Genomic DNA, 23629 nt, shown 5'->3' on the forward strand with positions numbered 1-23629 from the left:
CGCCGTACTCGCAAAAAAACATTTGTTCAGCACGCTTAAGTGTTCTTCGGATAAATGTCTGCAATCGACTTTATAGTGCTGCCGTTGCTGGGTGTGGATGGCGTTTCATTATGGGGTCTTATTAACTTTTATTTAATTAATCTGTTTTAAATGGAGCAATACTCATGCAAAGGAAAGCACAGTTGAAGTACCTGGCGCTGTTATGGCTGCCGCTGATGACGGCCTGTACCAGCACCCAAACTACCCGTGAGCCAGTACGTGCCATCCAGGCACCTGTCGAGCAGGCGGTCACGGTCGATAACTGCTCGTTCGGCTGCCCTTCGGGCGGTGGGCCGCTGACGCTGAATCGCCAGGCCTACACCTTGAACAACAATGGCTCGACCAAGTTCGCCAACTGGGTGGCCTATCGGATCACCAAGACCACACCGGCCAGCGGGCGCCCACGTAACTGGCAGACCGATCCCGATATTCCGGCCGGCGAAACCCTTGATCCTGTGGACTACAACGGCGCGAACGTCGCGTTGAAGGTAGACCGCGGGCACCAAGCGAACCTGGCATCGATGGCCGGGGTGTCCGATTGGCAGGCCCTCAATTACCTCTCCAACATCACCCCGCAGAAGTCTGATTTGAACCAGGGCCCTTGGGCGCGTCTGGAGGATCAGGAGCGCAACCTGAGCAAGGATGCGGGTATCGACGAGGTGTATGTGATGACGGGGCCGCTGTATGAAAAGTTTATCGGTACCTTGCCTGGCACCAATAAGGTTCACACGATTCCCAGTGGCTACTGGAAGATTATTGTTGTCGGAAAGTCGCCGGAAGAGGGTCTTTATGCCTCGTTCATCATGAATCAGGATTCGCCCAAGGAGGCCAACTTTTGTGACTATCGTGCTACGATCGAACAAATTGAAGAACGTTCGGGCCTGACGTTCTGGAGTGGTCTTCCGCAAATGGTGCAAACGGCGCTTAAATCCAGGCAGGGGCAACTTCCGCAGAGGATTGGTTGCAAGTAATCGCTGAGGTTGCGCGGCAGTGCCGCACTTAAACTATTCAATCTGATTGACCCACTAAGTTGATAGGGCAGTGAGTGCCTGTCAACTTAGCTGAGACTGTAACGTGGTTTGCGATCAGTAAGCGATCCACACGCTTTTCGAATGTCAGGAGGTCAATCCTGGCATTCGCCCATCCGAAATCCGCCAACGACAACCGACTTTCAGCAGGAGTGGCCTTTTAACATTGCCGCTCACTCTTTATTATCCGCCCCCAGCAACTCCGGCCATGGAGACGCTCCATTAAAAACTAAGGAAGTCGTAATGCACATTGGAAAAATGCTGGGGTTGGCCCTGATCATGTTGGGGATGAGTGGTTGCGCCAGCTTCACGAAGGACGAAGTGGCGCCCGTCAGCCTGCCATCGATGGCCAACTTCGCCAACAAACCGAACGTCTACGTAGACTTTGCGTTCTACCAAGGTGAACCGAAAAGCACGACTGCCGTCGAGGTTCCACAAGCGCGGGACATGCTTCGTCCACAGTTGCAAAAAGTCCTCACCGATTCCGGTCTGTTTGGTCGCGTCACCCTGGACGAGTTCCAGAAGCAGCCGGGCGATTACAGCCTGCGCCTGAAGGTCTACAACCATCCGCCAGGCGGCGGTCAGTTGGTCATGGCCTTTATCAGTGGCCTGACCTTCACCATCATTCCAACCCTGGGGACTGACCAGTACACCATGAGCCTTGAGTCCCTGGACTCGCAGGGTCAAGCGCTGAGTACTGGTACCAACCACGATGGGATCAACACTTGGATGGGTATCTGGTTTATCCCGATGATGGCGTACACGCCGAAAGAGGCGGTGACCGACACATTCACCCGTCAGGTCAACGCGCTGCTCAAGCAAATGGTGGACAGCAAGAACCTGAAGTATTCGGCTCTGGATGCTGGCGTGCCACGGGCCTGACCCGCTCGGAAGAATGCGAGGAAACCTCTGCGAGAGCGGGCTGAACCGCTCTCGCAGTACGTGGTTTATTTAAGCGCTTGAATAAACAACGGTTCGCTGTACAACGACTTGAGCAAATCACGCACCATCGGGTTGTAGGCATTCGCGGCATTCGGGATCGCAATGAACCCGAAGAAAGAACTGGACCACGTGTTATTCACTTCCTTGGTCCCCTCGTACACCACGTCATTACCCTTGAGCAGAGTAAACCGCGCGGCCAGCGTACCGTTGCCGGAGCCCATTCCTGCCGTCAGTGAATTCTTGACCACCAGCACCTGCAGATGACGTTCTGCCTGCGGGTTCAGCAGACCCGCCAATTTGAGTTCCTGGGTGATGGCTGCCTGGATATGTGCCGGGATGCTGCCGCTGGGAGACCTGATCGGATTGGCCCGCACTGTCAGCGTTCCCTCACCAGACGCGGGCGTAACCTGGGCGTTGCTGATGGGCTGCAGTGGGGGTGTTTGCTTGAGGCGCTGGACGTTGTCGAAGTTGGGCTCATATTGCGTCATGGTGACGCCACAACCTTGCAGCAGCAGTGCGAGCAACGGGGCCAACAGTAGAAGCTTTTTCACGGCATTTCCTTGCGTGAGAGTGAGAGAGGGCCGCGATTATCGTCAGCCAATGCCGAGGCGGCAACCACCGGTCGCATGAAGCTTGAAAAGCTATGCGGACCAGGGCTGTGGTGCGGAGCAAAAGTTTGTTTTGGAAAAGTCACCGAGAAGGCATTTTGCTGGCCCTCTTGTTACAAAATGTTCGCCAAAATCACTTTTATTTTCAGGTGGTTAGGCGGGATGCAAATGCGCAATGTAGGAATCATGCTGATCGCCTGTTCTCTGGCAGGTGGTGTGGCGACTGTTCAGGCCAGAGAACTGCGAGAGAACGATCGGTACATGTGCAGTTGGGGAGCGGGCACGGCCGCCAGGGCCCAGGAGTTGAAGCTGTCCGGCGTCTCGCTGTATGCCGCGCGGCAGAAGCTTCAGACGTACAAGTTCAACAAATCCTGGATGCACATGATGGCCATGGGCATTACCGAGCAGACCTATGACAGCCGCTCGCGGGCCAAGCCTGAAGTGATTCGGCAGAGCTTTTATCAGGACTGCCTGCGTTACAAGGTGGCGCGCAAATGATTGCACCGCCCAGTGCAAAATCTGCGTAACCCTGTCCAACTTTGCCCCCGCTGCGCTCTTCATACTGGCCCCAGGTATTTGAAGAGGCAGACGCAATGACTCACTACATATTCACCCCCGCCGAAACACCGTCACTCGCTATCCAGGGTGACGATGCTCGTTTCCCGCTGCGCCGAGTGTTCTGTGTAGGGCGCAACTACAGCGAGCACGCCCGGGAAATGGGGCATGACCCGGACCGTGAACCTCCCTTCTTTTTCATGAAGCCAGCGGACGCGGTAGTGGCGGCCGAGGGCGTGATCGCCTATCCGCCGTTGACCGCCGACTTGCACCACGAAGTCGAGTTGGTGGTGGCCATCGGCAAAGCTGGGGTGGATATTGCCGCCGAAGACGCCTTTGCGCATATCTGGGGTTATGGCGTGGGCATTGACCTGACCCGTCGCGACCTCCAGGCCCAGGCAAAAAAGCTGTCGCGCCCCTGGGAATGGGCCAAGGCCTTCGATGAGTCAGCGCCTTGTACCGCGTTGCGCCCGGTGAGTGCGGTGGGGCATCCCGGCAGTGGGCGAATCTGGCTCAAGGTTAACGGCGAGCAACGTCAGGTGGGCGACCTGGCAGACCAGATCTGGTCGGTCAGCGAGGTGATCAGTCATGCCTCAAGATCGGTGGCATTGAAGGCGGGTGACCTGATCTTCACAGGCACTCCAGCGGGTGTCGGTGCATTGCAGCCGGGGGATGTGCTCACCGCCGGGATCGACGGGATTGGCGAGTTGAGCTTCACCCTCGCTCAGGGTTGACGCTACAGTGGGGCCCAGGCAACCCGAGAGACATTTATGCCCGGCACCCGCGTCACCACCTACGGCATGGCACAACGCAGTGACCGCCCCGACTTCTACATCCGCGACAAGCGAGGCAGGGCGGCGCTGACCAGTCCCCATCGTCACGAATACTTCCAGATCCAGATCAACCTGGGCGGCGACACCGTGCAGCACATCGGTGGCGCCGTGCGCCCGTTCCCGAAGAAGGCCCTGGCGTTTATCCTGCCCCATCGTCTGCATGTGATTCCCCATCCTGAAGACGGCGATTTCATGCTGATCAATTTCAGCCAGGGATTTTTCCTGCCGCAACTGACCTGCGATCCCCTGGACCTGGAAGACATCCCCATCGACCAAGCGCCGGAGCTGTCACCGTTTCGCTTTCAGGAACACATCGACTTCATCCTCGGTGACGATGGGTTTGAAGAAGTGAAAGCCTGGCTGGAACAGATGCGCACGCTGGACGCCCACCGCAGCTTCGGTGCCCGGGAACGGCTCAAGGGTTACCTGTTTCAGATGATCGGCCTGGTGTGCCAACAGTACGCTGGACCGCTCCAGGCCTTTGCCGCCAACAATGCCACCCGGCGTGGCCGCAAGGATGCACTGGCCCGCGTGCAGATCTACATTCGCGAGCATCTGCATGAACCATCGCTCAACTTGAACGATGCAGCGGCGGCGGCCTTCCTGTCGCCCAACTACCTGACCCACCTGCTGCGCAAGGAAACCGGCAAACCCTTCTCTCAGTTGGTCCTCGACCGACGCATGCAACTGGCCCGCACGCTGCTGCTCAACGGTTCGCAGATGATTGGCCAGATAGCCCATGCCTGCGGTTTTACGGATGAAGCCTATTTCTCCCGGTGTTTTCGCAAGGCCCACGGGTTGGCGCCGGGGCAGTTCAGAAAGCGCCAAGGCAATGACTCCCTGATGTAGTCCACCGCTTCAAGCGCGTGCCATACGGCTCTATTACAAATACACCACAATCATTCTGTTTATTCGTGTGTATCCAATTCCCTACAATCAGATGCTTGTGGGGAGGAGGGTATGCATGGATACGCTGGTCAGGGTCGCTACGCTGGACGATATCGAGGTGATCTACGCCATCCGCACGGCCGTTTTGCAGAACCACTTGAGCCGTGAGCAGATGGACGCGCTGGGTATCACGCCCCAGGCGCTGGCGGACAGTCTGCTTGAGGCCGAGTGCTGCTGGATTGCCGAAGTGGGTGGCACGCCCGCCGGATTTTCCAAGGTGGATTTGACCGAGGGCGAGGTGTTCGCCATGTTTGTCCTGCCTTCCCATGAAAACCTTGGACTCGGCCGCCGGCTGATGGCTGTGGCCGAAGTGGCCCTGTTCGAGCGTCACGACACGATCTTCCTGATCACCGACGGTCGCGATGAAATCCGGGCCAACGGCTTTTACCAACACCTCGGTTGGTCGAAGGTCGCCAAGGTCGACGGTGACGACGTTCGTTATGAGAAGCACAGAGTGCAATGAGGTCATGAGCCAGCACGAACCCCCACCTGTTGAGACGAGTGGCAATAGCTTGTTCTACTTTGTCGTCGGGGTGCTGTGTGCAGCGATTTTGTTGGGGATCTATTTCGTTCGGCTCAATGCCCAGGTTGACCAGCAACGCATGCAAGAAGCCGAACGCCTGGTGCTCTGTCGCCAGGTTGAAAGCCTGACCCAAGGCGGGTTGGACAAACCTGACGCGTGTAAATACGTGAGGGAACGTGCGTCCGCGCCCCAGTAAGTAGTTATTCAGTCCGGACATAAGCACCGAAGCAAACAGTCTTTAAGTCCAGTGCAAGGGCCCCGCTATAGTCGGCCCTCGTGTCGACTTGAGAAGCCCGCCCCATGTCCAAATCCTCTGAACAGTTTGAATCCTTGCGCCAGGACATTGATGCCCTGGCCGAACGTTTAGGCGTCAGCTCCATTCTGATCATGCGTTCATTGCCCCAGCACATGCAGGTCGAAGCATCCGCCGGTCGCCACGAAGATACCTACCCGATCGGCGCCCAAGGGCAGAAAAGCAGCCTGGCAAAAAACGGGCAAGCCTTGTATTGCGAGCGTGTGGTGGACACGGCGGGCCCGTTGTATGTCAAGGATTCGCGCCTGGAAGCCGATTGGGCGGGCAACGAAGACGAAGTGGAGTTTGGCCTGAGCAACTACCTCGGTTACCCGGTACGCGGTCCGGACGGCGAGGTCTATGGCACGGTGTGCGCATTGCATGAAGAGGCCAAGGCATACACCCCTGAAGAACAAGCGGCGCTGGATGAACTGCGGGTCAAGGTCGAGGCCATTCTGGCCGGTTAATAACCTGATAGTTGCTAAGGAATAAACCTCGGAAGTTTGTCTAAATTGCACCAAAAAGTGGCACTAAAACTTCCAGCTGCCCTAAAAAATATGTGGTTATTGAATGACTTAGCGCTATTTTAATCCGACGAAAGGTGAGAAGTCATCTTGTTACAGATTCTTTCAAGCGGTATTATTGCCTCGCGTTCACCTCCCACGGTTTATGCATTTTTAAATCCCAAGTTTCCATCAGCTACTTGGGATTTTTTTTGCCTGAAATTTGATGTGTATTGACGCGTTACTCTTCAACCAACACGTCGAACTCTGCCCGCATCCGCCCATTGCGCTTGGCCTGATACAGCAATTTGTCGACAGCTTCGACAAAGGCCAGCGACTGGCTGTCCGGTGTCACCGTGCGGGTTCCGACGCCCAGGCTGACGGACAGCAGATTCGATACTGTCGAATACCCGTGCTCGATCTGCTGCTGGCGAATCAGATGCAGGCAGCGCTCGGCCACCCGTTTTGCTGATTCGGCGTCGGTTTCCGGCAGCAACCACACAAACTCCTCGCCACCGATCCGCGCAATGAAATCCCGTGGCCGGTTGGCGGCCTGGGACAGCGTACGCGCCACCTGACGCAGGCATTCATCACCCTTGATATGCCCGTAGTGGTCGTTGTACTGCTTGAAGTAGTCGATATCGAGGATGATCAACGACAGCGGCAATTGGCTGCGCTGGGCGCTGGTCCATTCGCGTTCCAGCACCGTGTCGAACATACGCCGGTTGGCGATGCCGGTGAGGCCATCCTGGAAGGAGTACTCCTCCAACTGCTTCTGCAGGCGGATCAGGTGTTCTTCGGTCTTCTTGCGCTCGCTGATATCAAACATGAAGCCGACCAGCGCATCTACTTCGTCGTCCTTGCGCACCACATGCACCACGTCGCGAATCCACACGTAGTCGCCATTGGCGGTCAGTGCCCGGTAATCAGCCTCGTGATCGACCCCGGCGCGGGACTGCGAGACGCAGAAGTTGACCACGTACTCGCGGTCGTCCGGGTGCATACGTGCGACCCAGTCATCGACACTGGCCCAGCTCTGCGGCGTCCAGCCCAGCAGCGTTTCGATCTGCGGGCCGATGTAGCTGAAGGTCATGGTTTGCCAGTCGATGCGCCAGGGAATGGCCTTGGTTGACTCCAGCAAGGTCTTGTACACGGCGCTGTCGGGTTCGCTAGGGTTCTCGATGCTCATACGGGACGCTCTGGGTGGGGCAAAAGCCAAGAGCATCTGGTGGGTGGCGCCAGGAATCAAGGACTTCCCATCGCGTTGGGTCAGAAGCCGTGACGTGGGTTTTTTGACGTCAATGGGCCAACGATTTCTATGGGAATGAGGGGTAGCTAACACTTTCGTGCTAATTGTGCGGGCGAAGCTGAAAAGCTCATCTACTCTGGACGGATCCAGTCTGCCGAGTCAGGTCCAGGGAGGGGTGCCATCATGATCTCGATTGTCGAGTTTCGCCGGATCATGGCGTCCGGGTTTCTGCCCTTGGCGTGTGATTGCACTGTGGATCATGATGGGTCTTTGCGGATCAGTGTTTTTGAGCCTGAATCCGGGCGGGTTGATTTGTTGCTCACGGGGGTCTCCACTGAAGGGTTGGACAGTGTTCGTTCTGTTTCCAATCTGATTGGTGAGCTGCGTACGGAAATCAAGGCTGGGCGTAGGGGGTTTGCTGCGGTTGGGTAGGTGGGTGGGTTTGGCGGGCATATCCGTTGCTGCGGTCGTGGCTGCTTAGGGTTTCGCCCTTACGGCGACTCACTTTGCAAAAGCGGCAAAGTAAGCAAAACGCTCTTGCCCCACCACTCGGCACCTCGCTAGTGCTCGGCCAGCGTGGTTTAACGGGGCGCCTAAGATCAAAGTCAAAAGCAGATCAAGAACACAGCGGCCTACCGGCCGGCTTGAGTGGTGTGAAGCGAAGGCAAAATCAAAAGCGGGCACGGTCTACTGTGGGAGCTGGCTTGCCTGCGATAGCGGTCTACCTGTGCAGAACAGGTTGGCTGACACACCGCCATCGCAGGCAAGCCAGCTCCCACAGGGGCACAGTGCTCACTTCAGAGAATAGGTCGGCTGTCAGGCCGCCTTGCTTTTGCTCTGTTCTTGATCTGAGGCACCCAGTGGTGGGGCAAGAGCACTTACTTTCGCGCTTTTCGAAAGTGAGTCGCTGTAAAAGCGAAACCCTAAGAGGCCGTTACCGCAATAACGGATATGCCCCCACCAGCCAATTTCCCGCAGCCCCCAACCTGCTCAAGGCTGCAAACGCCGCACCCTCCAGCCCATATCGCTGCGGTCATACCGCAACCGCTCATGCAGTCGCTCCTGCCCATTCCCCCAAAACTCCAACGACTCAAGCCGCAACTCAAACACACAATACCCCTCGGGACGCGGCAGCGGACCTTGAACCTCGGCCAGCTCCCGGGCAGCGTTGTGCATGGCCTGAACATCCTTCAGCTCTTCACTCTGGCGAGACACCGATGACATCGGATGCGTGGCATAAGGGCGCTTCAACCACGCCTCATCAGCCTTGGCATCCGGCAAGCGCACGGCCAGGCCATTGAGGATGATTTGTTGACTGGTTTCACGCCAATACAACACCCCCGAGGCCCACGGGTTGTGCGTCAGTTCACGGCCTTTCTGGCTACCGGCATGGGTGCTGAACAGCACTCCGGTATCGCTGATCTCACTGATCACCACGATGCGTGTCGAAGGCCGACCCTGGCTGTCGGCGGTGGCCAGCGCCAGCGCCTTGGGCTCGCGGATGCCCACGCGCCGTGCACGCTCCAGCCAGTTGCGCAGTACGCTCATGGGATCGGCGGGCAGCGTCTGGTACTCGGGGAACGGCGCATCCAGTGTGCCGGTGAGGGATTCCGACATGCCTTTACCCAGCAATGGCTTGCCTTGTACTGAACTGTTCATAGCACGATGGTCCCCCGTCCAAAAGTGACGCCATTGCCTGATACTTCGACCCGCGTCAGTTGATCGGCGCGGCCCTCCGCCCGCGCGAACATCAGCGAAGGGCGGCCAATTTCCACGCCCTGGAGAATTTCGACCTGCTGGCCGAACTCGACCTGGCCATGGCGCGCCAGATGAATCGCCAAGGGCCCTGCAGCGGAGCCCGTGGCCGCATCCTCGACCACGCCATAGGCCGGTGAGAACATCCGGCTGCGCCAACGCCGTCCCGCGCCGGCAAAACAATTAATGGCCATATCGTGGAAGCTGGACAGGGCGCGGTGGTCGGGGTGCAGGGCCGACAACGCGGCGATGCTCGGCAGGCCGACGAACACATGGCGCGGGCCGTTGTGATAGATCTCGATGGGAAAGGTCGAGCCGCTGATACCCAGGGCCTTGAGCAATTCGGCGTCGCGCCCCAGAGCCGTCCAGGTTGGTATCGGTTGGTCCATGCTGGCGGCGATGACGCTACCGTTTTGGCGCTCCAGTTCAAAGGCGATGGTGCCCATCTGGGTTTCCAGGTACAGCCGGTGATTGTCGGTGTGCGCCCCCAACGCAATGGCTGTACCCAGCAACGGGTGCCCGGCGAAGGGCAGTTCATTAACTGGGGTGAAAATCCGGATCAGCGCATCGCCGCCATTACGTGGCTTGAGCACGAAGGTAGTTTCCGACAGGTTCATCTCCCGGGCGATGCGTTGCATTTGCGTAGCCGGCAAGTCATCGGCGTCAAAGAACACCGCGACCGGATTGCCTTCCAGCGGGACGCTGGCAAAGGCGTCGATGATGACGTATTTGTGCATGGTTATCTCCCGGCGGCCGAAGCGTTGCTGTCGACAGGTGTGTGGATGAGAGCGTGGCGCAGCAGGTCGGCGATGATGCGCGGGCCTTCCTGGGTCAGCAGTGACTCGGCATGAAACTGCATGGAGGCAAACGACGGCCCACGCAGGGCATGTACTTCGCCGGTCGCGCTGTCGCGGCTGATCTCGACGGTGCCGATGCCGTTGATGTCCAGGCGGTCACTTGAGCTCTGGGCGGCGAAGGTGTTGTAGAAACCCACGCGTTCGGCGCTGCCAAACAGGTCGATTTGTTTTTGTACGCCCTGGTTGGGAATGGTTTTGCGCTGTAATTCCAGACCCAGGCACAGGCTCAGCACCTGATGACTCAGGCACACCGCGAGGAATGGCCGCTGCTGGCTGAGCAAGGAGCGGATGGCCACGTGCAGGTGGTCGATTTTCGGCAGATGGATATCGCTTGGGTTACCGGGGCCGGGGCCCATGATCACCAGGTCGTAACCGTCAAAGCTGTACTCGTCGCTGAAGCTGCACACTGTCACCACCAGGCCCAGGGCTCTCATCTGCTTGGCGATCATCGAGGTGAAGGTGTCTTCGGCGTCGACGATCAGCACCTGGCGGCCACTGAAGTCGGCCTGGGTCTGTTGCCGCTGCTGGCTGTCCATCAACCAGAAGTCCGAGACGTAGGCATTGCGGCTGGCCAATGCCGCACGCACTTGCAGATGGCTACCGAAGCGCGAGGGCTGCTGGTTTTTCAGTGCGGCAATCAGGCCGGCGGCCTTGGCCCGGCTTTCGGCGGCCTCGGCCATCGGTTCAGAATGGCGCACGATGGTCGAGCCCACGCTGATCCGCACCTGGCCGCTGTTATCGATGTCGGCGGTACGAATCAGAATCGCCGAGTCCAGGGAGCGTCCGCCTTTGCCATCGCTGCCGATCAGTGCAGCCATGCCGCTGTAATACGCGCGGCCTTGCGGCTCATAGCGCTGGATCACCCGGCAGGCGCTTTCCAGCGGGCTGCCGGTGACGGTGGGGGCGAACAGGGTTTCGCGCAGGATTTCGCGCACATCACGGCGGGTCTTACCTTCGATGAAGTACTCGGTGTGGGCCAGGTGCGCCATTTCCTTAAGGTAAGGGCCGAGGACGTGGCCGCCGTCCTCACAAATGCGTGCCATCATTTTCAGCTCTTCATCCACCACCATGTACAGCTCATCGGCTTCCTTGCGGTCGGCCAAAAAGTCCATGACTTCCGTCAGGTTTGGCCCGGCGGGCGGGTAGCGGTAAGTACCGCTGATTGGGTTCATTACCGCCAGCCCATCCTTGACGCTGATATGGCGCTCGGGAGATGCACCCACGAAGGTGCGGTTGCCGGTGTGGATGATGAAGGTCCAGTAGACACCTTTCTCCCGCTCCAGCAGGTGGCGAAAGAACGACAGCGCACTGGCCGGGCCATACTCGCTGATCTCGGCCAGAAAGGTGCGCTTGATCACGAAGTTGGCGCCTTCGCCTGAGCCGATTTCGTTGGCGATCACCTGGCTGACGATCTCGGCGTAACTCGCGTCGCTGAGGTCGAAGCGTTCGCTGTTCAACTGGATCGGCACGTTGGGCAGCAACCCCAGCAACTGTTCGATGCCGATGGAGTGCTGCTCGGTGATTTTCATCGCCAGCAGCGGCGACTGATCGTCTACCGCCTCGAAGCCGCGTTCGGCGATTTGGCGGTAGGGAATCAGCGTCAGAACATCCAGGCGGGGTGCGCCGATCGAGGTGGCAGGCAAGTCGATATCGGCCAGGACCTGTGGCTCCGACATTTCCCCTATCAGCACATCCAGCAGGCCGGGCCCACTGGATTCCGGGCGGTACAACAGGGCAAACGGTTCGGGAGCCGGTTGCAGGATGCGCTCCATGAGAAGGGCGGCGGCTTGGCTCATGACACCACCTCGTCGGTGGTGATGACCATGGCGCAACGACTGGCAGCGTATTCGATGGCCATCCAGTGGTGTTCCTTGCTGAAGTCGGCGATAGCGTCGGCAACGAGGAAGGGCTGGATATCGTTGGAGTAGGCATCCACGGTGGAAATCAGCACCCCGACATGGGCGTACACCCCGCACAGGATCAACTGATCGCGCTCGTTGGCACGCATGCGCTCCAGCAGGTCGGAGTTGAAGAACGCGCTGTAGCGCCACTTGGTCAGCAGCCAATCACCGGGCTTGGGTGTCAGGGCGTCAACCACCTCGCGGTCGGTGGGGCTGGCCTTCATGCCTGAGCCCCAGAAGTCCTTGAGCAACCCGCGTTGCTCTTCGCTCATGCTGCCCGGTTGGGCGGTATAGGCCACTGGCACGCCGTTGTCGGCTGCCCACTGGCGAATGCGCGCGGCATTGCTCACCACCTCTTCACGCAGGGCGTCGGGCAAGGGCCGCAGGAAGTAGCGCTGCATGTCATGCACCAGCAGCACGGCGCGCTCGGGGTCGATGTTCCATTGTGCGAGGTTGACGGGTAGATCGCGGGAAGTAGGCAGGGCGTAAGGGACGATCGATGGAATGCCGGTCATGGCGACAAACTCCAGTCAAAGGGAAGCAAGGGTGGAAGACGGCAGGTTTTTCCAGGCCATCACCGCAGTAATGGCTTGCCAGGGGTTCAGGCGCGGGTCGCACAGGCTTTTGTAGTGGCTGGCGACCTGGTTCAGGCCGGCGGCATCGGAAGCGCACTCGCTGACGTCGTCAGGGGTGGTTTCCAGGTGCAGGCCGGCGGCCACGCCCCCGGCCGAGGTCACGGCGTGCTTGAAGGCGGTGATTTCCTCGGTGATGGTCTGCACCATGCGGGTCTTGTTGCCGCAGGGCGCGACGATGGTGTTGCCGTGCATCGGGTCGCTCAGCCAGATGATCTTGTGGCCGGCATGGCGCACCGCTTCAACCAGAGGCGGCAGGCGATCGGCGACCTTGTGGGCGCCCATGCGGGCAATCAGGGTCAGGCGGCCGGGTTCGCGCTTGGGGTCCAGGCGCTCGCATAGGCTCAGCAACTGGTCCCGGGTGATGTCCGGGCCAACCTTGCAGGCCACCGGATTGAGCACTTCGCTGAGCAGCGCCACGTGAGCGCCCGTTAGCTGACGGGTACGCTCGCCGATCCATGGCCAGTGGGTCGAGCCGAGAAATACCCGGCCCTGTTCGTCCCGGCGCAGTTGTGGCAATTCGTAGTCGAGTACCAGCATTTCGTGGCTGGTCCAAGCCGGTGAACCGTTGAGTTGCTCCTGGCCTGCCGGTTCTTTCCAGCCCAGGTGTTGCATGATGTCCTGCGCGGCGCGATAGCCTCGAACCAGGCGTTGCGCATCATGCTGGCGATGGCCGCAGACGGCCTCGCGGCCGTTGACCATGTCGCCGCGATACACCGGCAACTCGAGATCACCAATGCGTTCGCTGTTGTTGGAACGGGGCTTGGCAAACTGCCCGGCAATCCGTCCCACCCGCACCACGGGTTGCTGGGTCACCAGCCGGAATGCACCGGCCAGGATGTCCAGCACCGCAGCTTTACGGGCCACATGGCTGGGAGCGCTTTCATCCATGTCCTCGGCGCAGTCACCGGACTGGATGATCATCGCTTCGCCTGCCGCGACACGCGCCAACGTGGCGCGCAGCACCAGGATGTCCTCTGCCCGAATCAGTGACGCGCTGTCCCTGAGGTAGGCCTGCGCGTCATGCAATTGTGAGGGCTCGCTCCATTGAGGCTGCTGGAACGCTTCACAACTTAGAACCCGTTTCAGTAAGTCTTCCATGATGCGATCACTCTCCCGAGGGATTAAGTAGGAATGCCTTCACGCTTGATTTGCGGTACTGGAATACCCAGGGCGCGTAGTTGTTGAAAGACGTTCATGAACTCGCGATTGCGTTTTACTTTGCCGTCTTCCAGCTCGAAGGAGTGCAGGAAGTGGTTCTCGTAATAGCCTTCCGGATAACCGGGAAAGAGGATCTTGCCGTGGCCATCGCACTCGACCCAGATATGGTTTGGGTCGTCGGTTTCAAATACCTTGACGTTGTACCACTCCCAGTCCGGGAAGCACTTGAGTGACCAAACAGCATGTTCGGCCAACTTGGCTTTACCACTGATTACAATCGGCGCGCCGGTGTCGGTGGTCCATAAACCGCCAGAACCGTCTTCGGTAAATAGTTCATGACGGCGCAGGCGGTCCAGGCCTTTGGTACGCATGTATTGCTCGACCGTGGCGCGGTTTTTTCGGCGAAGTTCAGTGGTGTCACTGGTGGTTAGTTGTCGTGCTGCGCTATTAGGCATGCTCAATCTCCAATGGATAAAGGGGCTTATGAAGCAGGGATACCTTCACGCTTGATTCTTGGAACAGGGATGCCCAAGGCGCGAAGTTGTTCGAAGGGGTTCATGAATTCGCGGTTTTGCGTGATCTTGCCGTTGTCCAGTTCGAAGGAGTGGATGTAATGGTTTTCGCAATAACCCTCCGGATAGCCGGGGACCAGGGACTTGCCGCGGCCGTCGCTTTCCACCCAGAAGTGGTTGGGATTGTCGGTTTCAAACACCCGGACGTTGTGCCATTGCCAGTCTGGAAAGCACTTCTCCAGCCAGACGCCGAGGGCGGCAAGCTTCGAGTGGCCTTTAAACACAAGGGGTTCACCGGTTTCGGTGTTCCAGGAGCCGCCACTGCCATCCTGCGTGAACAGCTCATGACGCCGCAGGCGATCTTTGCCGTTAGTGCGCATGTATTGTTCGACGGTGGCCCGATTTTTTTGGCGAAGTTCAAGATGATCGTTAAAGCCGCTAGGGGAAAGCGAGGCAGACATGGGCAATATCCTCCTTAGTTGATATTGAGATTTTCGAGTATCAAGTAAATATTTAGTTAATTGACTCGGGTAAATATTTACGGTTTTTAACTATTGCGTCGTCATGGCTGTGCTGAGTGGGTGTTGTTTATACACCTGGATTTCTTGGGGTTGGAACTACCAGATCTTGTAGTGATTGGGGTGTGAGTGGGCTGGCCGCAGTCCGTCGGATGAACTGTTGCATTATTGTGAAGAGACACGCTCATTCGTCGGCGGAGGTGCGGTAATGGCCAACTAACATCGCAAAGCTACATGGCCTATGGCTGATTGGTTGGATTGGGCGCAAGAAATCTAGTGCTAGTGCGAAGCGGTCTATGACTGTGTGGTATTGCTTGTTGACATGAGTTCAGGTTGGTCTAGTCTCACGACCTGTTTCCAACTTTAGTAGTGGTGTTCAAAATGGAATTAGGGCAGCTGTTGGGATGGGATGCTTATTTTTACAGTATCTTTGCGCAAACCATGAACATGCAGGAGTTTACTGTTGTCGCGTTGAGGGCATTGCGTGAACTGCGGTTTGATTTCTTTGCCTACGGCATGTGCAGCGTGACCCCGTTCATGCGGCCCAGGACTTATATGTACAGCAATTATCCCGAGGAGTGGGTGCAGCGATACCAGGCGGCTAACTACGCAGTGATCGACCCTACGGTGAAGCACAGCAAAGTCTCGTCGGCCCCCATTTTGTGGAGCAATGAGCTGTTCCGGGGGTGCCCGGACCTGTGGTCTGAAGCCAACGATTCGAATTTATGCCACGGCCTGGCACAACCCTCGTTCAACACCCAGGGGCGAGTCGGGGTGTTAAGCCTGGCGCGTAAGGACACCATCATCAGCCTTCAGGAATTCGAAGCGTTGAAGCCGGTGACCAAAGCGTTTGCTGCAGCTGCCCACGAGAAAATTTCCGAGCTGGAGAGCGACGTACGTGTCTTCAATACGGATGTGGAGTTCAGTGGGCGAGAATGTGATGTGCTGCGCTGGACGGCCGACGGCAAGACCTCGGAGGAAATTGGCGTGATCATGGGGGTGTGCACCGATACTGTGAATTACCATCACCGCAACATCCAACGCAAAATCGGCGCTAGCAACCGCGTACAGGCAGTGTCTTACGCAGTCGCGCTGGGCTACATCTGAGGTTCATCCATTACTGACGAGTCGGCCGCCTGGACGACTCGGTCGGTATCAAGCCGTCTCTTTCAATAATAATGCGCCAGACATGAAGGCTGAAGGTGCGAGGGCGCTGCGGTGGTGCTCACGGTGAGCCGAGAGTTTGATAGCGAGGACTTTTTCATCCTGGTGCACGGTGACTGGCCCCAGTCGTTCGTAGTTGACCCCGTTGATTTTGTAATAGCGCTCCATCGTGCTGTTGACGATGCCGACGATGGCATCGGCACCCGCCAGGCTTGCGGCCTTGAGGCTTCTCCAGAACAACGGCATCGCCAATTGCGGTTCGCGGGTGGTGAAACGTGTCATTTCCCAGATGGCGGGATGCTTGGGCGGTGCCCCGGCGCAGGCATGGCTGAAGACCCCTTCAAGCAGGTTAGGGAGTGTGGTGGGTATCAGGCGGGCGCAGCCAACGATGGCGCAGTCTTCGTTGAACGCTAGGAGGTAGCGGGCGTGCTCGGTGTCGTATTGATCCCATTCACAACCGGCCTGGTGCGGATGGGCTGGCAGTCGCCACCCGAGTTTCTCGACGAATTGTTCGTGCCGAAAGCGGCCTAGCATGAGTTTCAGCTCGTCGCTCATTGTGCTCAGCGTGTGCTCTTCCATGTGCATGGCTGGGGTTTCCTTTGGGATGGGGGGAAGTGCGGGCTTTTATAGAGGACTTGTACAGGCTTGGCACCTACAAGATCTGGTAGGGTGAGTTGGCATGACCTTCGCTCGTTTTTACAGGTTGTTCGTCGCCTGTGCCTTGATGAGACATAAGCCCATGGACCTGAGCCTTCGCCCGCCCGTCGCCTCTGATTATGAGGTCATTGCCCACTGGCTTCCGGATGCCACGGCTTGTCTGCGTTGGGCCGGTGATCGGCTGTCTTTTCCGTTTCTGCCCCATGAACTGGCGGATCGCCTGCAGATTGCCGATAGTCAAAGCGTTTGCCTGGCAATGGGGTCGGCACCTCCTGTGGCTTTTGCCCAGTTCTGGACAGTCACCACCGGCAGTGTGCATCTGGGACGAATCATCGTGTCTCCGTCTGTTCGCGGGCAGGGGGTAGGCGAGGTGCTGGTGCGTCAGTTGATCAGTGCGGCGATTGAGGGCACGGGGGCTGTGCGTTTGACCTTGCGGGTGTACAGCGACAACCTGGCGGCGATTGCGTTGTACCGCAAGTTCGGGTTTGTGACGCTGGATACGCAATCCAACGCCCAGGTGTTGTTTATGCAGGTTGATGCAGGTGCGCCTATAGCCGCCGCAAAAACGACCTGACAATCTGCTTGGTGGCTTGGGTCGTGTCCAACTGCTCCAGTGTGGTGTAGGGGTGCCATTGGCATTCGGTGATCTCACTGCGCGGCCGGGCCTCGTCGATGTTCACCACGGATGCCTCAAACACGTGATGGACGGTGTTGTCCGCCTTCAGCTCCTGCAGGTACAGCAAACCGTCCACGGTTAACCCGGTTTCCTCTTCCAGCTCCCGGGCTGCCGCGCCTGCCGGCCGCTCGTCACGTTCGACCTTGCCCCCCGGCAGTGCCCATTTCGATCTGGCCTTGCGCACGAACAGGATGTGGCCGTCGTGTTCGCAAATGACCGTGGCTCGTATCTTCATCGGATGTGCCCCCGCAGTCGGATGATTGTCATAAAAGTGTAATGCAAATGTCATGCTAGGTCTTTGTCTTGCAGACTGGAGGGGCGAGGGGAAAACACAGATACTGCTCGACTGAAAAGTACACATGGAGAGGCATACCGATGAACACCGTACGTTGGGGCATGATCGGCTGTGGCAGTGTCACTGAATTGAAGAGTGGACCGGCCTTCTACAAAGCGCCAGGTTCTGCCTTGGTGGCCGTAATGGGACGTCGTGAGGAAGCGGTGCGCGATTATGCGGCGCGCCATGGCATTGCCCGGTTTTACACCGACGCCCAAGCGTTGATCGATGATCCTGAAGTGGATGCGGTCTACATCGCCACACCGCCCGACAGCCACCTCGAGTACAGCCTGATGGTGGCGGCGGCTGGCAAGCATTGCTGCGTCGAAAAGCCCATGTCGTTGAACGCCGGGCAAAGTGAGCTGATGCAGCGCACGTTCGAACAGGCGGGGCTGCATTTGTTTGTGTCTTATTACCGGCGTTCGCTGCCACGCTTCCAGCAGGTGCGTGATTGGTTGCAGGCCGGGCAGATTGGCGAGTTGCGTCACTTGACCTGGGCCTTGTGTAAACCGGCGTCGGCGGCGGATGAACGTGCTGGTAACTGGCGTACGGATCCGCAGGTGGCCGGAGGCGGGTATTTTGCTGACCTGGCCAGTCATGGCTTCGACCTCTTCCAGTACCTGGCGGGGGATATTGTTGAGGTGGCCGGTTTCACGGCTCGCCAGGCGGGGCGTTATGCGGCGGAAGATGCGGTGACCGCCAGTTGGCGCTTTGCTTCGGGAGCGCTGGGGATGGGTTGCTGGAACTTTGTCGCGGATCGCCGCGAGGACCGTGTCGAACTGATTGGCAGTAAGGGGCGCATTACGTTCTCGGTGTTCGATGAGCATCCCTTGCGGCTTGAGGGGGAGGTCAACCTGAGCCTCGAGGTGCCTAATCATGAGCATATCCAGTGGCATCACGTACTGGGGATGAATGCGCATATTCGCGGGGAAGGAGAGCATCCTGCGATGGCGATTGAGGCGTTGAAGACGGATCGCATCATGGACCAGGTGCTGCAGCGCAACCTTCATCAATAACGGCAGAGCACTTTTTTAAGGAAATAGACGGATGAAATACAAAGCAGCCTGGATGGCCTTGTGGCTGGTGTTGGCGGGTATGGCCACGGGTGCTGCGGCAGCCCAGCGGGAGCAGGGGCAGGCGGGGGAGTTTGATTTTTATGTGTTGTCACTGTCCTGGTCGCCGACCTTCTGCCTGACCCACCCAGGGGATCAGCAGTGTTCGGGTAAAGGTTACGGGTTTGTGCTCCACGGTTTGTGGCCGCAGTACACGCGGGGAGGGTGGCCGGCGTCGTGTGACCCGCAGTCGAGGTTGTCGGCAGAGGAGCAGGCCAAGGGGGCGACGTTGTTCCCTTCGCCCAAACTGCTCAAGCACGAGTGGTCCAAGCATGGCACGTGCAGTGGCCTTGAGGCGTCGGCTTATCTGGACAAGACCGACGCCGCACTGGGCAAAGTCAACATCCCGGAGCAGTTGCAACCGTTCAACGTGCCGAACTCGCTCGATGCCCAGGACATCGAGACGCTGTTCCGCCAGAGCAACCCAGCCATGCGGAGTCACGGGCTGGCGGTGATCTGCAAGGGCAAAGTGTTGTCGGAGGTGCGGGTGTGCTTGAGCAAGGACCTGGAATTCGCCGGTTGCCCAAGGAGTGTCAAGAGTCAGTGCCGTGGTGGGGACATTCGGATTCCGACGCAGCGCTGAGTAAACCGCCGGCGCTTCAAAACGTCGGCGGCGTAATCACCCAGATCACCACCGTATCCACCTTGCCGGGGTTGCCATAACGGTGGGGCTCACTGCTCGGGAAACTGAAACTGTCGCCTTCATCCAGCTGGAAGTACCGCTCGCTCACCCACAACTCAAAACGTCCGCTCAACACATAGCCGGCTTCTTCACCTTCATGGCTGTAGCTTTGCTGGCTATAGGCCCCCGGCGGGAAGCACGAGTGCAGCATTTCCAGTTGATGGTTGGGCAGGGGGGTCAGCAACTGATCGACGATGCCGTCTTCATAGCGAATGCTCTGGCGATTGTGTTTGCGCACCACGTAGCCTTCGTCTTCCGGCGCCGGGATGGTTTCGCTGGCGAAGAACCACTGGATGGTCACCCCCAGGCTACGAGCAATATTGAACAGTGCCGGGATTGAGGGGTAGGCGAGGTTGCGTTCCAACTGGCTGATGTAGCCGGCAGTCAGGTCACTCATATCCGCCAAGGCGGTCAGCGTCATGCCGCGTGCCTTGCGCAAGCCACGGATCCGTGTGCCCAGGAACAGTTGCTGAGGTTGGTCTTTAGCCATTCATATTTCCCATGCCACCTTGAGTCCTTCATAAATCGCCTCTTCGGCGGTACGTGGTGCCAGGCAGTCGCCGATGCGCCGAAACGCCACCAACCCCTCCAGTTCCGCGCCGAGAGTATCCACCGGCTGGTGCCCTTGGCAAAGCACCAGGGTGTCGATATTTTCCAGCAGCATCGGCTCGCCGCTGGCGGTGTGTTGCAGGTAGACCGTGGTGTCGTCGCAGCCATACAGTCGGGCGTAAGGGATAATCGGGATACCCAGGCGGTGCAGTTCGCCGGCCAGTTGATCACGCACATACAACGGCAGATTCTCCCCGCAATGAGTGCCATTGACCGCCAGTTGCACCGCGTGACCTGCGCGCACCAGACGTTCGGCAATGCCCGGTCCGATCCAGTCGCAGCGCCAGTCGACCACCACCACTGAGCGGCCCAGCGGGACCTCATCGCGCAGCACTTGCCAGGCATCCACCACCTGCAATTCACCGCCGCGTTCGAAGGCCGGCCAGTATGGCTCGGCGCCGGTGGCGATGATCACCAGGTCGGGTTGCTGCTGTTCCACCAACGTGCGGTCGACACGGGTATTGCGAACCACCTGCACCCCGGCCAACTCCATCTCGCGTTGTAAGTTGGTGCTGGCGCCGCCGAACTCGCTGCGCCGTGGCAGCAGTTGTGCCAGCAACACTTGGCCGCCCAGTTGCGCGCTGGCTTCATACAACGTGACGTCATGCCCTCGCTCTGCTGCCACTGCCGCCGCTTTCATCCCCGCCGGGCCGCCACCGGCCACCAGAACGCGCTTGCGTTGCGAAGCGCGCTGCAGATGGCCGAACTGCAATTCCCGTCCGGTTTCAGGGTGCTGGATGCACGAGATGGGCAGCCCCTTGTGGAAATGACCGATACAGGCCTGATTGCAGGCAATGCAGGCCCGCACATCCTCGGCATGTCCGGTGTGGGTCTTGTTGGGCATTTGCGGGTCGCAGATCAGCGCACGGGTCATGCCGCAGACATCGGCTTGTCCCCGCGCCAGCATCAGTTCGGCTTCCTGGGGCTGGTTGATCCTCCCGGTGACAAACAACGGAATCGACAGACTGGCCTTGAACGTTGCGCCTTCAGCGGCGAGGTACGCCGGGGCGATCGCCATGGGCGGCACGATGTGGATCGCACCGCCGAGGGACGCGGAAGTGCCGGCGACGATGTGCACATAGTCGAGTTGCGATTGCAGGCGTTGCACGGCGGACAGCGACTCGTCTTCGGTCAGGCCTTCAGGGTCGCGCTCATCGGCAGAAATGCGCAGGCCGATGATGAACTGCTCATCGGTTTCAACGCGCACGGCGGCGATGATTTCCCGCAGGAAACGCAGCCGCTGATCCAGCTCGCCGTTGTAGCCGTCGGTGCGGCGATTGACCCGGGGATTGAGAAACTGCGACGGCAGGTACCCATGGCTGGCGACCACTTCCACACCATCGATCCCGGCCTGATACAGACGCCTGGCGGCCGCGCCGTAGCCCGCGACAATCTCGTCGATCATCGGCTGATCAAGGGCTCGGGGCATCACCCGGAACCGCTCATTGGGCACCCCGGACGCCGAGTAGGCCACCGCCAGCAACCCGTCAGCCGACTCCATGATTTCCCGTCCGGGATGGAAGATTTGTGACAGCACCACGGTGCCGTGGGCGTGGCAGGTCTCGGCCAGTTTGCGGTAACCCTCAATGCAACTGTCGTCGGTGGCCATCAGCACATGGGAGGTATAACGGGCGCTGTCGTGAACCCCCGCGACCTGCAACACAATCAGCCCGACACCGCCTTCGGCCCGGGCCCGGTGATAAGCGATCAGCTGTGCATTCACCCGATTATCGGTGGGCATCGAGGTGTCATGCCCGCTGGACATGATGCGGTTCTTCAGGTGCTTGCCCCGCAGCAAAAGCGGTTCAAACAGGTGCGCGAAAGCCGGGTGCGACATGGTGCGGATACTCCAGGCGCTGTTATTGTTATTTTTCTATAGGAGGTCAGCTCCAGTAAAAAATCAACTTGTTTTTTTACTGGAGGCTGGATTAGCGTCGGCCATCCCCCCAACACCATGGAGAATAAAAATGACTCACTCCACCGAACAAAAACTGCGTGAAGAGCTTGCCGCCTGCTACCGGCTGATCGCGCACTTTCGAATGAGCGACCTGATATTCACCCATATTTCGGTGCGTATTCCGGGGCCGGAACATCACTTCCTGATCAACCCTTATGGGCTGATGTTCGATGAGATCACCGCGTCCAGCCTGGTGAAAATCGGCCTGGATGGGCGAGCGGTGGAGACCTCGCCGTATGCCGTCAACCCGGCAGGTTTTGTGATTCACAGCGCCATTCACGGTGCGCGGGAAGACGCCCAATGCGTGCTGCATACCCACACGCGGGCGGGGTGCGCGGTGGCGGCGCTGGAGTGTGGACTGTTGCCGGTGAACCAGATCTCCATGGAGTTCTACGGCAAGGTCGCCTACCACGACTACGAAGGCGTAGCCCTGGACCTCGACGAGCAACAGCGCCTGGTTCGAGATCTTGGGGACAAGCCGGTGTTGATGTTACGCAACCACGGTTTGCTGACCGTGGGCGAGACCGTCAGCCAGGCGTTCTTGCGCATGTATTACCTGGACAAGGCCTGTGATATTCAGATTGCCGCCCAGGCCTGCGGCAAGCTGATCCTGCCGCCGGCGAATGTGTGCGAATACACCGAACGGCAATTCAACGATCCCGGCCGGCCGCTGGAGGAGGGTGAATTGAGTGACCCAGACGCTATGCAACTGGCCTGGGCCGCATTGCTGCGTTTGCTGGATCGAGTGTCGCCGGGTTTCCGGGCCTGAGAAGGTTTAATCACGGGTCGCGGTTGCTGTAGAGTCGGGCAGCCGACTCAGCCCAAGGAAATCGCTTCATGACCCAGGAATCCCGTTTCTCCCGTATGGAACCGGAGTTGCGCAAGGCCAATCTGGTCCAGGCGACGCTGGTGTGCCTCAAGCGCCATGGCTTCCAGGGGGCGTCGATCCGCAAGATCAGCGCTGAAGCCGGGGTTTCGGTGGGGCTGATCAGTCATCACTATTCCGGCAAGGATGAACTGGTGGCTGAGGCGTATCGGTCCATCACCGGGCAGGTCATGGACCTGTTGCGCGAAGCCATGGCCAAGGCGCCGCCCAGCCCTCGGGAGCGCTTGTCGGCGTTTTTTCGCGGCTCGTTTTCCCCCGAACTGCTCGACCCGCAACTGCTGGACGCCTGGCTGGCGTTCTGGGGGGCGGTCAAGACGGCACCGGCGATCAATCAGGCTCACGAACACTCCTATGGCGAGTACCGGACCATCATGCGCTCGGCCCTGGCAGACATGGCCGAGGAGGAGGGCTGGGAGCACTTCGACTCCGACCTGGCGGCCATCGGTTTGAGTGCCTTGCTCGATGGTTTGTGGCTGGAGTCGGGGCTCAACCCTGGCACCTTTACTCCGGAACAAGGCATCCAGATTTGCGAAGCCTGGGTCGATGGCTTGCAAGCCGGTGGTCGTCAGCGCTTTCAGATCAAACCCTGAATCCTTTCGCCGCCTGGACGCAATGTTCAGGCTGGCATCCCCCGTCTAAAAAATTTGCATCTTGCCGATTGCCTCCTTGCTGAACACTCGTTTAGTATCGCCCCAT

Annotated in this window: 28 protein-coding genes; 15 read left to right on the top strand and 13 right to left on the bottom strand. The window is 58.8% G+C overall.

Annotated features, from left to right (window positions below; genetic code table 11):
* Positions 1-164: 164 nt before the first annotated feature.
* Positions 165-1010 (top strand): DNA/RNA non-specific endonuclease, encoded by an 846-nt coding sequence (locus HKK55_RS08200; RefSeq protein WP_169354180.1) that lies wholly within the window; start codon positions 165-167, stop codon positions 1008-1010.
* A 300-nt stretch (positions 1011-1310) separates the two neighbouring features.
* On the top strand, positions 1311-1949 hold the full coding sequence (locus HKK55_RS08205) for a hypothetical protein (RefSeq protein ID WP_169354181.1): 639 nt from the start codon (positions 1311-1313) through the stop codon (positions 1947-1949).
* A gap of 65 nt (positions 1950-2014) precedes the next feature.
* Here HKK55_RS08205 and HKK55_RS08210 read toward each other — a convergent pair whose 3' ends face one another.
* Positions 2015-2560 (bottom strand): hypothetical protein, encoded by a 546-nt coding sequence (locus tag HKK55_RS08210; RefSeq protein ID WP_169354182.1) that lies wholly within the window; start codon positions 2558-2560, stop codon positions 2015-2017.
* A 225-nt stretch (positions 2561-2785) separates the two neighbouring features.
* Between HKK55_RS08210 and HKK55_RS08215 the strand changes: the two genes are divergently transcribed.
* From HKK55_RS08215 to HKK55_RS08240, 6 genes are all read left to right on the top strand, one after another.
* Positions 2786-3115 carry a hypothetical protein gene (locus HKK55_RS08215; protein WP_169354183.1) on the top strand — a complete coding sequence of 110 codons (330 nt, stop codon included), beginning with the start codon at positions 2786-2788 and terminating at the stop codon, positions 3113-3115.
* A gap of 95 nt (positions 3116-3210) precedes the next feature.
* On the top strand, positions 3211-3906 hold the full coding sequence (locus HKK55_RS08220) for a fumarylacetoacetate hydrolase family protein (protein ID WP_169354184.1): 696 nt from the start codon (positions 3211-3213) through the stop codon (positions 3904-3906).
* Between the two features lie 36 nt (positions 3907-3942).
* The gene (locus HKK55_RS08225) at positions 3943-4854 is read left to right on the top strand and encodes an AraC family transcriptional regulator (protein WP_169354185.1); all 912 of its coding nucleotides are present in this window, start codon (positions 3943-3945) and stop codon (positions 4852-4854) included.
* A 115-nt stretch (positions 4855-4969) separates the two neighbouring features.
* Positions 4970-5416, top strand: coding sequence for a GNAT family N-acetyltransferase (locus HKK55_RS08230; protein WP_169354186.1), 447 nt, complete (start codon positions 4970-4972; stop codon positions 5414-5416).
* 49 nt (positions 5417-5465) lie between these two features.
* Positions 5466-5672 (top strand): hypothetical protein, encoded by a 207-nt coding sequence (locus HKK55_RS08235; protein WP_336604607.1) that lies wholly within the window; start codon positions 5466-5468, stop codon positions 5670-5672.
* Positions 5673-5776: 104 nt separating this feature from the next.
* Positions 5777-6235: a GAF domain-containing protein gene (locus HKK55_RS08240; protein WP_169354188.1), complete on the top strand. Its 459-nt coding sequence runs from the start codon at positions 5777-5779 to the stop codon at positions 6233-6235.
* A 277-nt stretch (positions 6236-6512) separates the two neighbouring features.
* Here the strand turns inward: HKK55_RS08240 and HKK55_RS08245 are convergent, their stop codons facing one another.
* On the bottom strand, positions 6513-7460 hold the full coding sequence (locus tag HKK55_RS08245; RefSeq protein ID WP_169354189.1) for a sensor domain-containing diguanylate cyclase: 948 nt from the start codon (positions 7458-7460) through the stop codon (positions 6513-6515).
* Between the two features lie 243 nt (positions 7461-7703).
* Here HKK55_RS08245 and HKK55_RS08250 point away from each other — a divergent pair, with 243 nt between their 5' ends.
* Positions 7704-7952 (top strand): DUF1652 domain-containing protein, encoded by a 249-nt coding sequence (locus tag HKK55_RS08250; protein WP_169354190.1) that lies wholly within the window; start codon positions 7704-7706, stop codon positions 7950-7952.
* 558 nt (positions 7953-8510) lie between these two features.
* Here HKK55_RS08250 and phzG read toward each other — a convergent pair.
* From phzG to HKK55_RS08285, 7 genes are read right to left on the bottom strand one after another with little or no spacing between them, the layout of a single operon-like run.
* Positions 8511-9179: a phenazine biosynthesis FMN-dependent oxidase PhzG gene (gene phzG, locus HKK55_RS08255; RefSeq protein WP_169354191.1), complete on the bottom strand. Its 669-nt coding sequence runs from the start codon at positions 9177-9179 to the stop codon at positions 8511-8513.
* Positions 9176-10012: a PhzF family phenazine biosynthesis protein gene (locus HKK55_RS08260; protein ID WP_169354192.1), complete on the bottom strand. Its 837-nt coding sequence runs from the start codon at positions 10010-10012 to the stop codon at positions 9176-9178. Before HKK55_RS08260 ends, phzG begins: the two co-directional genes overlap by 4 nt.
* Before the next feature lie 2 nt (positions 10013-10014).
* Complete coding sequence (locus HKK55_RS08265) at positions 10015-11928, bottom strand: anthranilate synthase family protein (protein ID WP_169354193.1); 1914 nt, start codon at positions 11926-11928, stop codon at positions 10015-10017.
* Positions 11925-12548, bottom strand: coding sequence for an isochorismatase family protein (locus HKK55_RS08270; protein ID WP_169354194.1), 624 nt, complete (start codon positions 12546-12548; stop codon positions 11925-11927). Before HKK55_RS08270 ends, HKK55_RS08265 begins: the two co-directional genes overlap by 4 nt.
* Before the next feature lie 15 nt (positions 12549-12563).
* Complete coding sequence (locus tag HKK55_RS08275) at positions 12564-13766, bottom strand: 3-deoxy-7-phosphoheptulonate synthase (RefSeq protein WP_169354195.1); 1203 nt, start codon at positions 13764-13766, stop codon at positions 12564-12566.
* 23 nt (positions 13767-13789) lie between these two features.
* Positions 13790-14281, bottom strand: coding sequence for a PhzA/PhzB family protein (locus HKK55_RS08280; RefSeq protein WP_169354196.1), 492 nt, complete (start codon positions 14279-14281; stop codon positions 13790-13792).
* A 26-nt stretch (positions 14282-14307) separates the two neighbouring features.
* Entirely contained in the window at positions 14308-14799 is a 492-nt protein-coding gene (locus HKK55_RS08285) for a PhzA/PhzB family protein (protein WP_169354197.1), read from the bottom strand.
* Between the two features lie 438 nt (positions 14800-15237).
* Between HKK55_RS08285 and HKK55_RS08290 the strand changes: the two genes are divergently transcribed.
* On the top strand, positions 15238-15963 hold the full coding sequence (locus HKK55_RS08290) for an autoinducer binding domain-containing protein (protein WP_169354198.1): 726 nt from the start codon (positions 15238-15240) through the stop codon (positions 15961-15963).
* A 48-nt stretch (positions 15964-16011) separates the two neighbouring features.
* On the opposite strand, the gene HKK55_RS08295 is transcribed toward HKK55_RS08290, so the two are convergent.
* A complete protein-coding gene (locus HKK55_RS08295) occupies positions 16012-16605 on the bottom strand; it encodes an acyl-homoserine-lactone synthase (protein WP_169354199.1) in 594 nt (197 codons plus the stop codon).
* A 154-nt stretch (positions 16606-16759) separates the two neighbouring features.
* Between HKK55_RS08295 and HKK55_RS08300 the strand changes: the two genes are divergently transcribed.
* The gene (locus tag HKK55_RS08300) at positions 16760-17251 is read left to right on the top strand and encodes an N-acetyltransferase (RefSeq protein WP_169354200.1); all 492 of its coding nucleotides are present in this window, start codon (positions 16760-16762) and stop codon (positions 17249-17251) included.
* On the opposite strand, the gene HKK55_RS08305 is transcribed toward HKK55_RS08300, so the two are convergent.
* A complete protein-coding gene (locus HKK55_RS08305) occupies positions 17226-17588 on the bottom strand; it encodes an NUDIX hydrolase (RefSeq protein WP_169354201.1) in 363 nt (120 codons plus the stop codon). The two genes, HKK55_RS08300 and HKK55_RS08305, sit on opposite strands and share 26 nt — an antisense overlap.
* A 140-nt stretch (positions 17589-17728) precedes the next feature.
* Between HKK55_RS08305 and HKK55_RS08310 the strand changes: the two genes are divergently transcribed.
* Both HKK55_RS08310 and HKK55_RS08315 read left to right on the top strand, forming a co-directional pair.
* A complete protein-coding gene (locus HKK55_RS08310; RefSeq protein WP_169354202.1) occupies positions 17729-18703 on the top strand; it encodes a Gfo/Idh/MocA family protein in 975 nt (324 codons plus the stop codon).
* A gap of 31 nt (positions 18704-18734) precedes the next feature.
* Positions 18735-19382 carry a ribonuclease T2 gene (locus HKK55_RS08315; RefSeq protein WP_169354203.1) on the top strand — a complete coding sequence of 216 codons (648 nt, stop codon included), beginning with the start codon at positions 18735-18737 and terminating at the stop codon, positions 19380-19382.
* Positions 19383-19398: 16 nt separating this feature from the next.
* Here HKK55_RS08315 and HKK55_RS08320 read toward each other — a convergent pair whose 3' ends face one another.
* Both HKK55_RS08320 and HKK55_RS08325 read right to left on the bottom strand, forming a co-directional pair.
* Complete coding sequence (locus tag HKK55_RS08320) at positions 19399-19971, bottom strand: helix-turn-helix domain-containing protein (RefSeq protein ID WP_169354204.1); 573 nt, start codon at positions 19969-19971, stop codon at positions 19399-19401.
* Entirely contained in the window at positions 19972-21927 is a 1956-nt protein-coding gene (locus tag HKK55_RS08325) for an FAD-dependent oxidoreductase (protein ID WP_169354205.1), read from the bottom strand.
* Between the two features lie 130 nt (positions 21928-22057).
* Between HKK55_RS08325 and HKK55_RS08330 the strand changes: the two genes are divergently transcribed.
* Both HKK55_RS08330 and HKK55_RS08335 read left to right on the top strand, forming a co-directional pair.
* The gene (locus tag HKK55_RS08330; protein WP_169354206.1) at positions 22058-22816 is read left to right on the top strand and encodes a class II aldolase/adducin family protein; all 759 of its coding nucleotides are present in this window, start codon (positions 22058-22060) and stop codon (positions 22814-22816) included.
* A 68-nt stretch (positions 22817-22884) separates the two neighbouring features.
* Positions 22885-23523, top strand: coding sequence for a TetR family transcriptional regulator C-terminal domain-containing protein (locus HKK55_RS08335; protein ID WP_169354207.1), 639 nt, complete (start codon positions 22885-22887; stop codon positions 23521-23523).
* Positions 23524-23629 lie beyond the last annotated feature (106 nt).

It is taken from the genome of Pseudomonas sp. ADAK18 (assembly GCF_012935695.1).
Taxonomy (GTDB): domain Bacteria; phylum Pseudomonadota; class Gammaproteobacteria; order Pseudomonadales; family Pseudomonadaceae; genus Aquipseudomonas.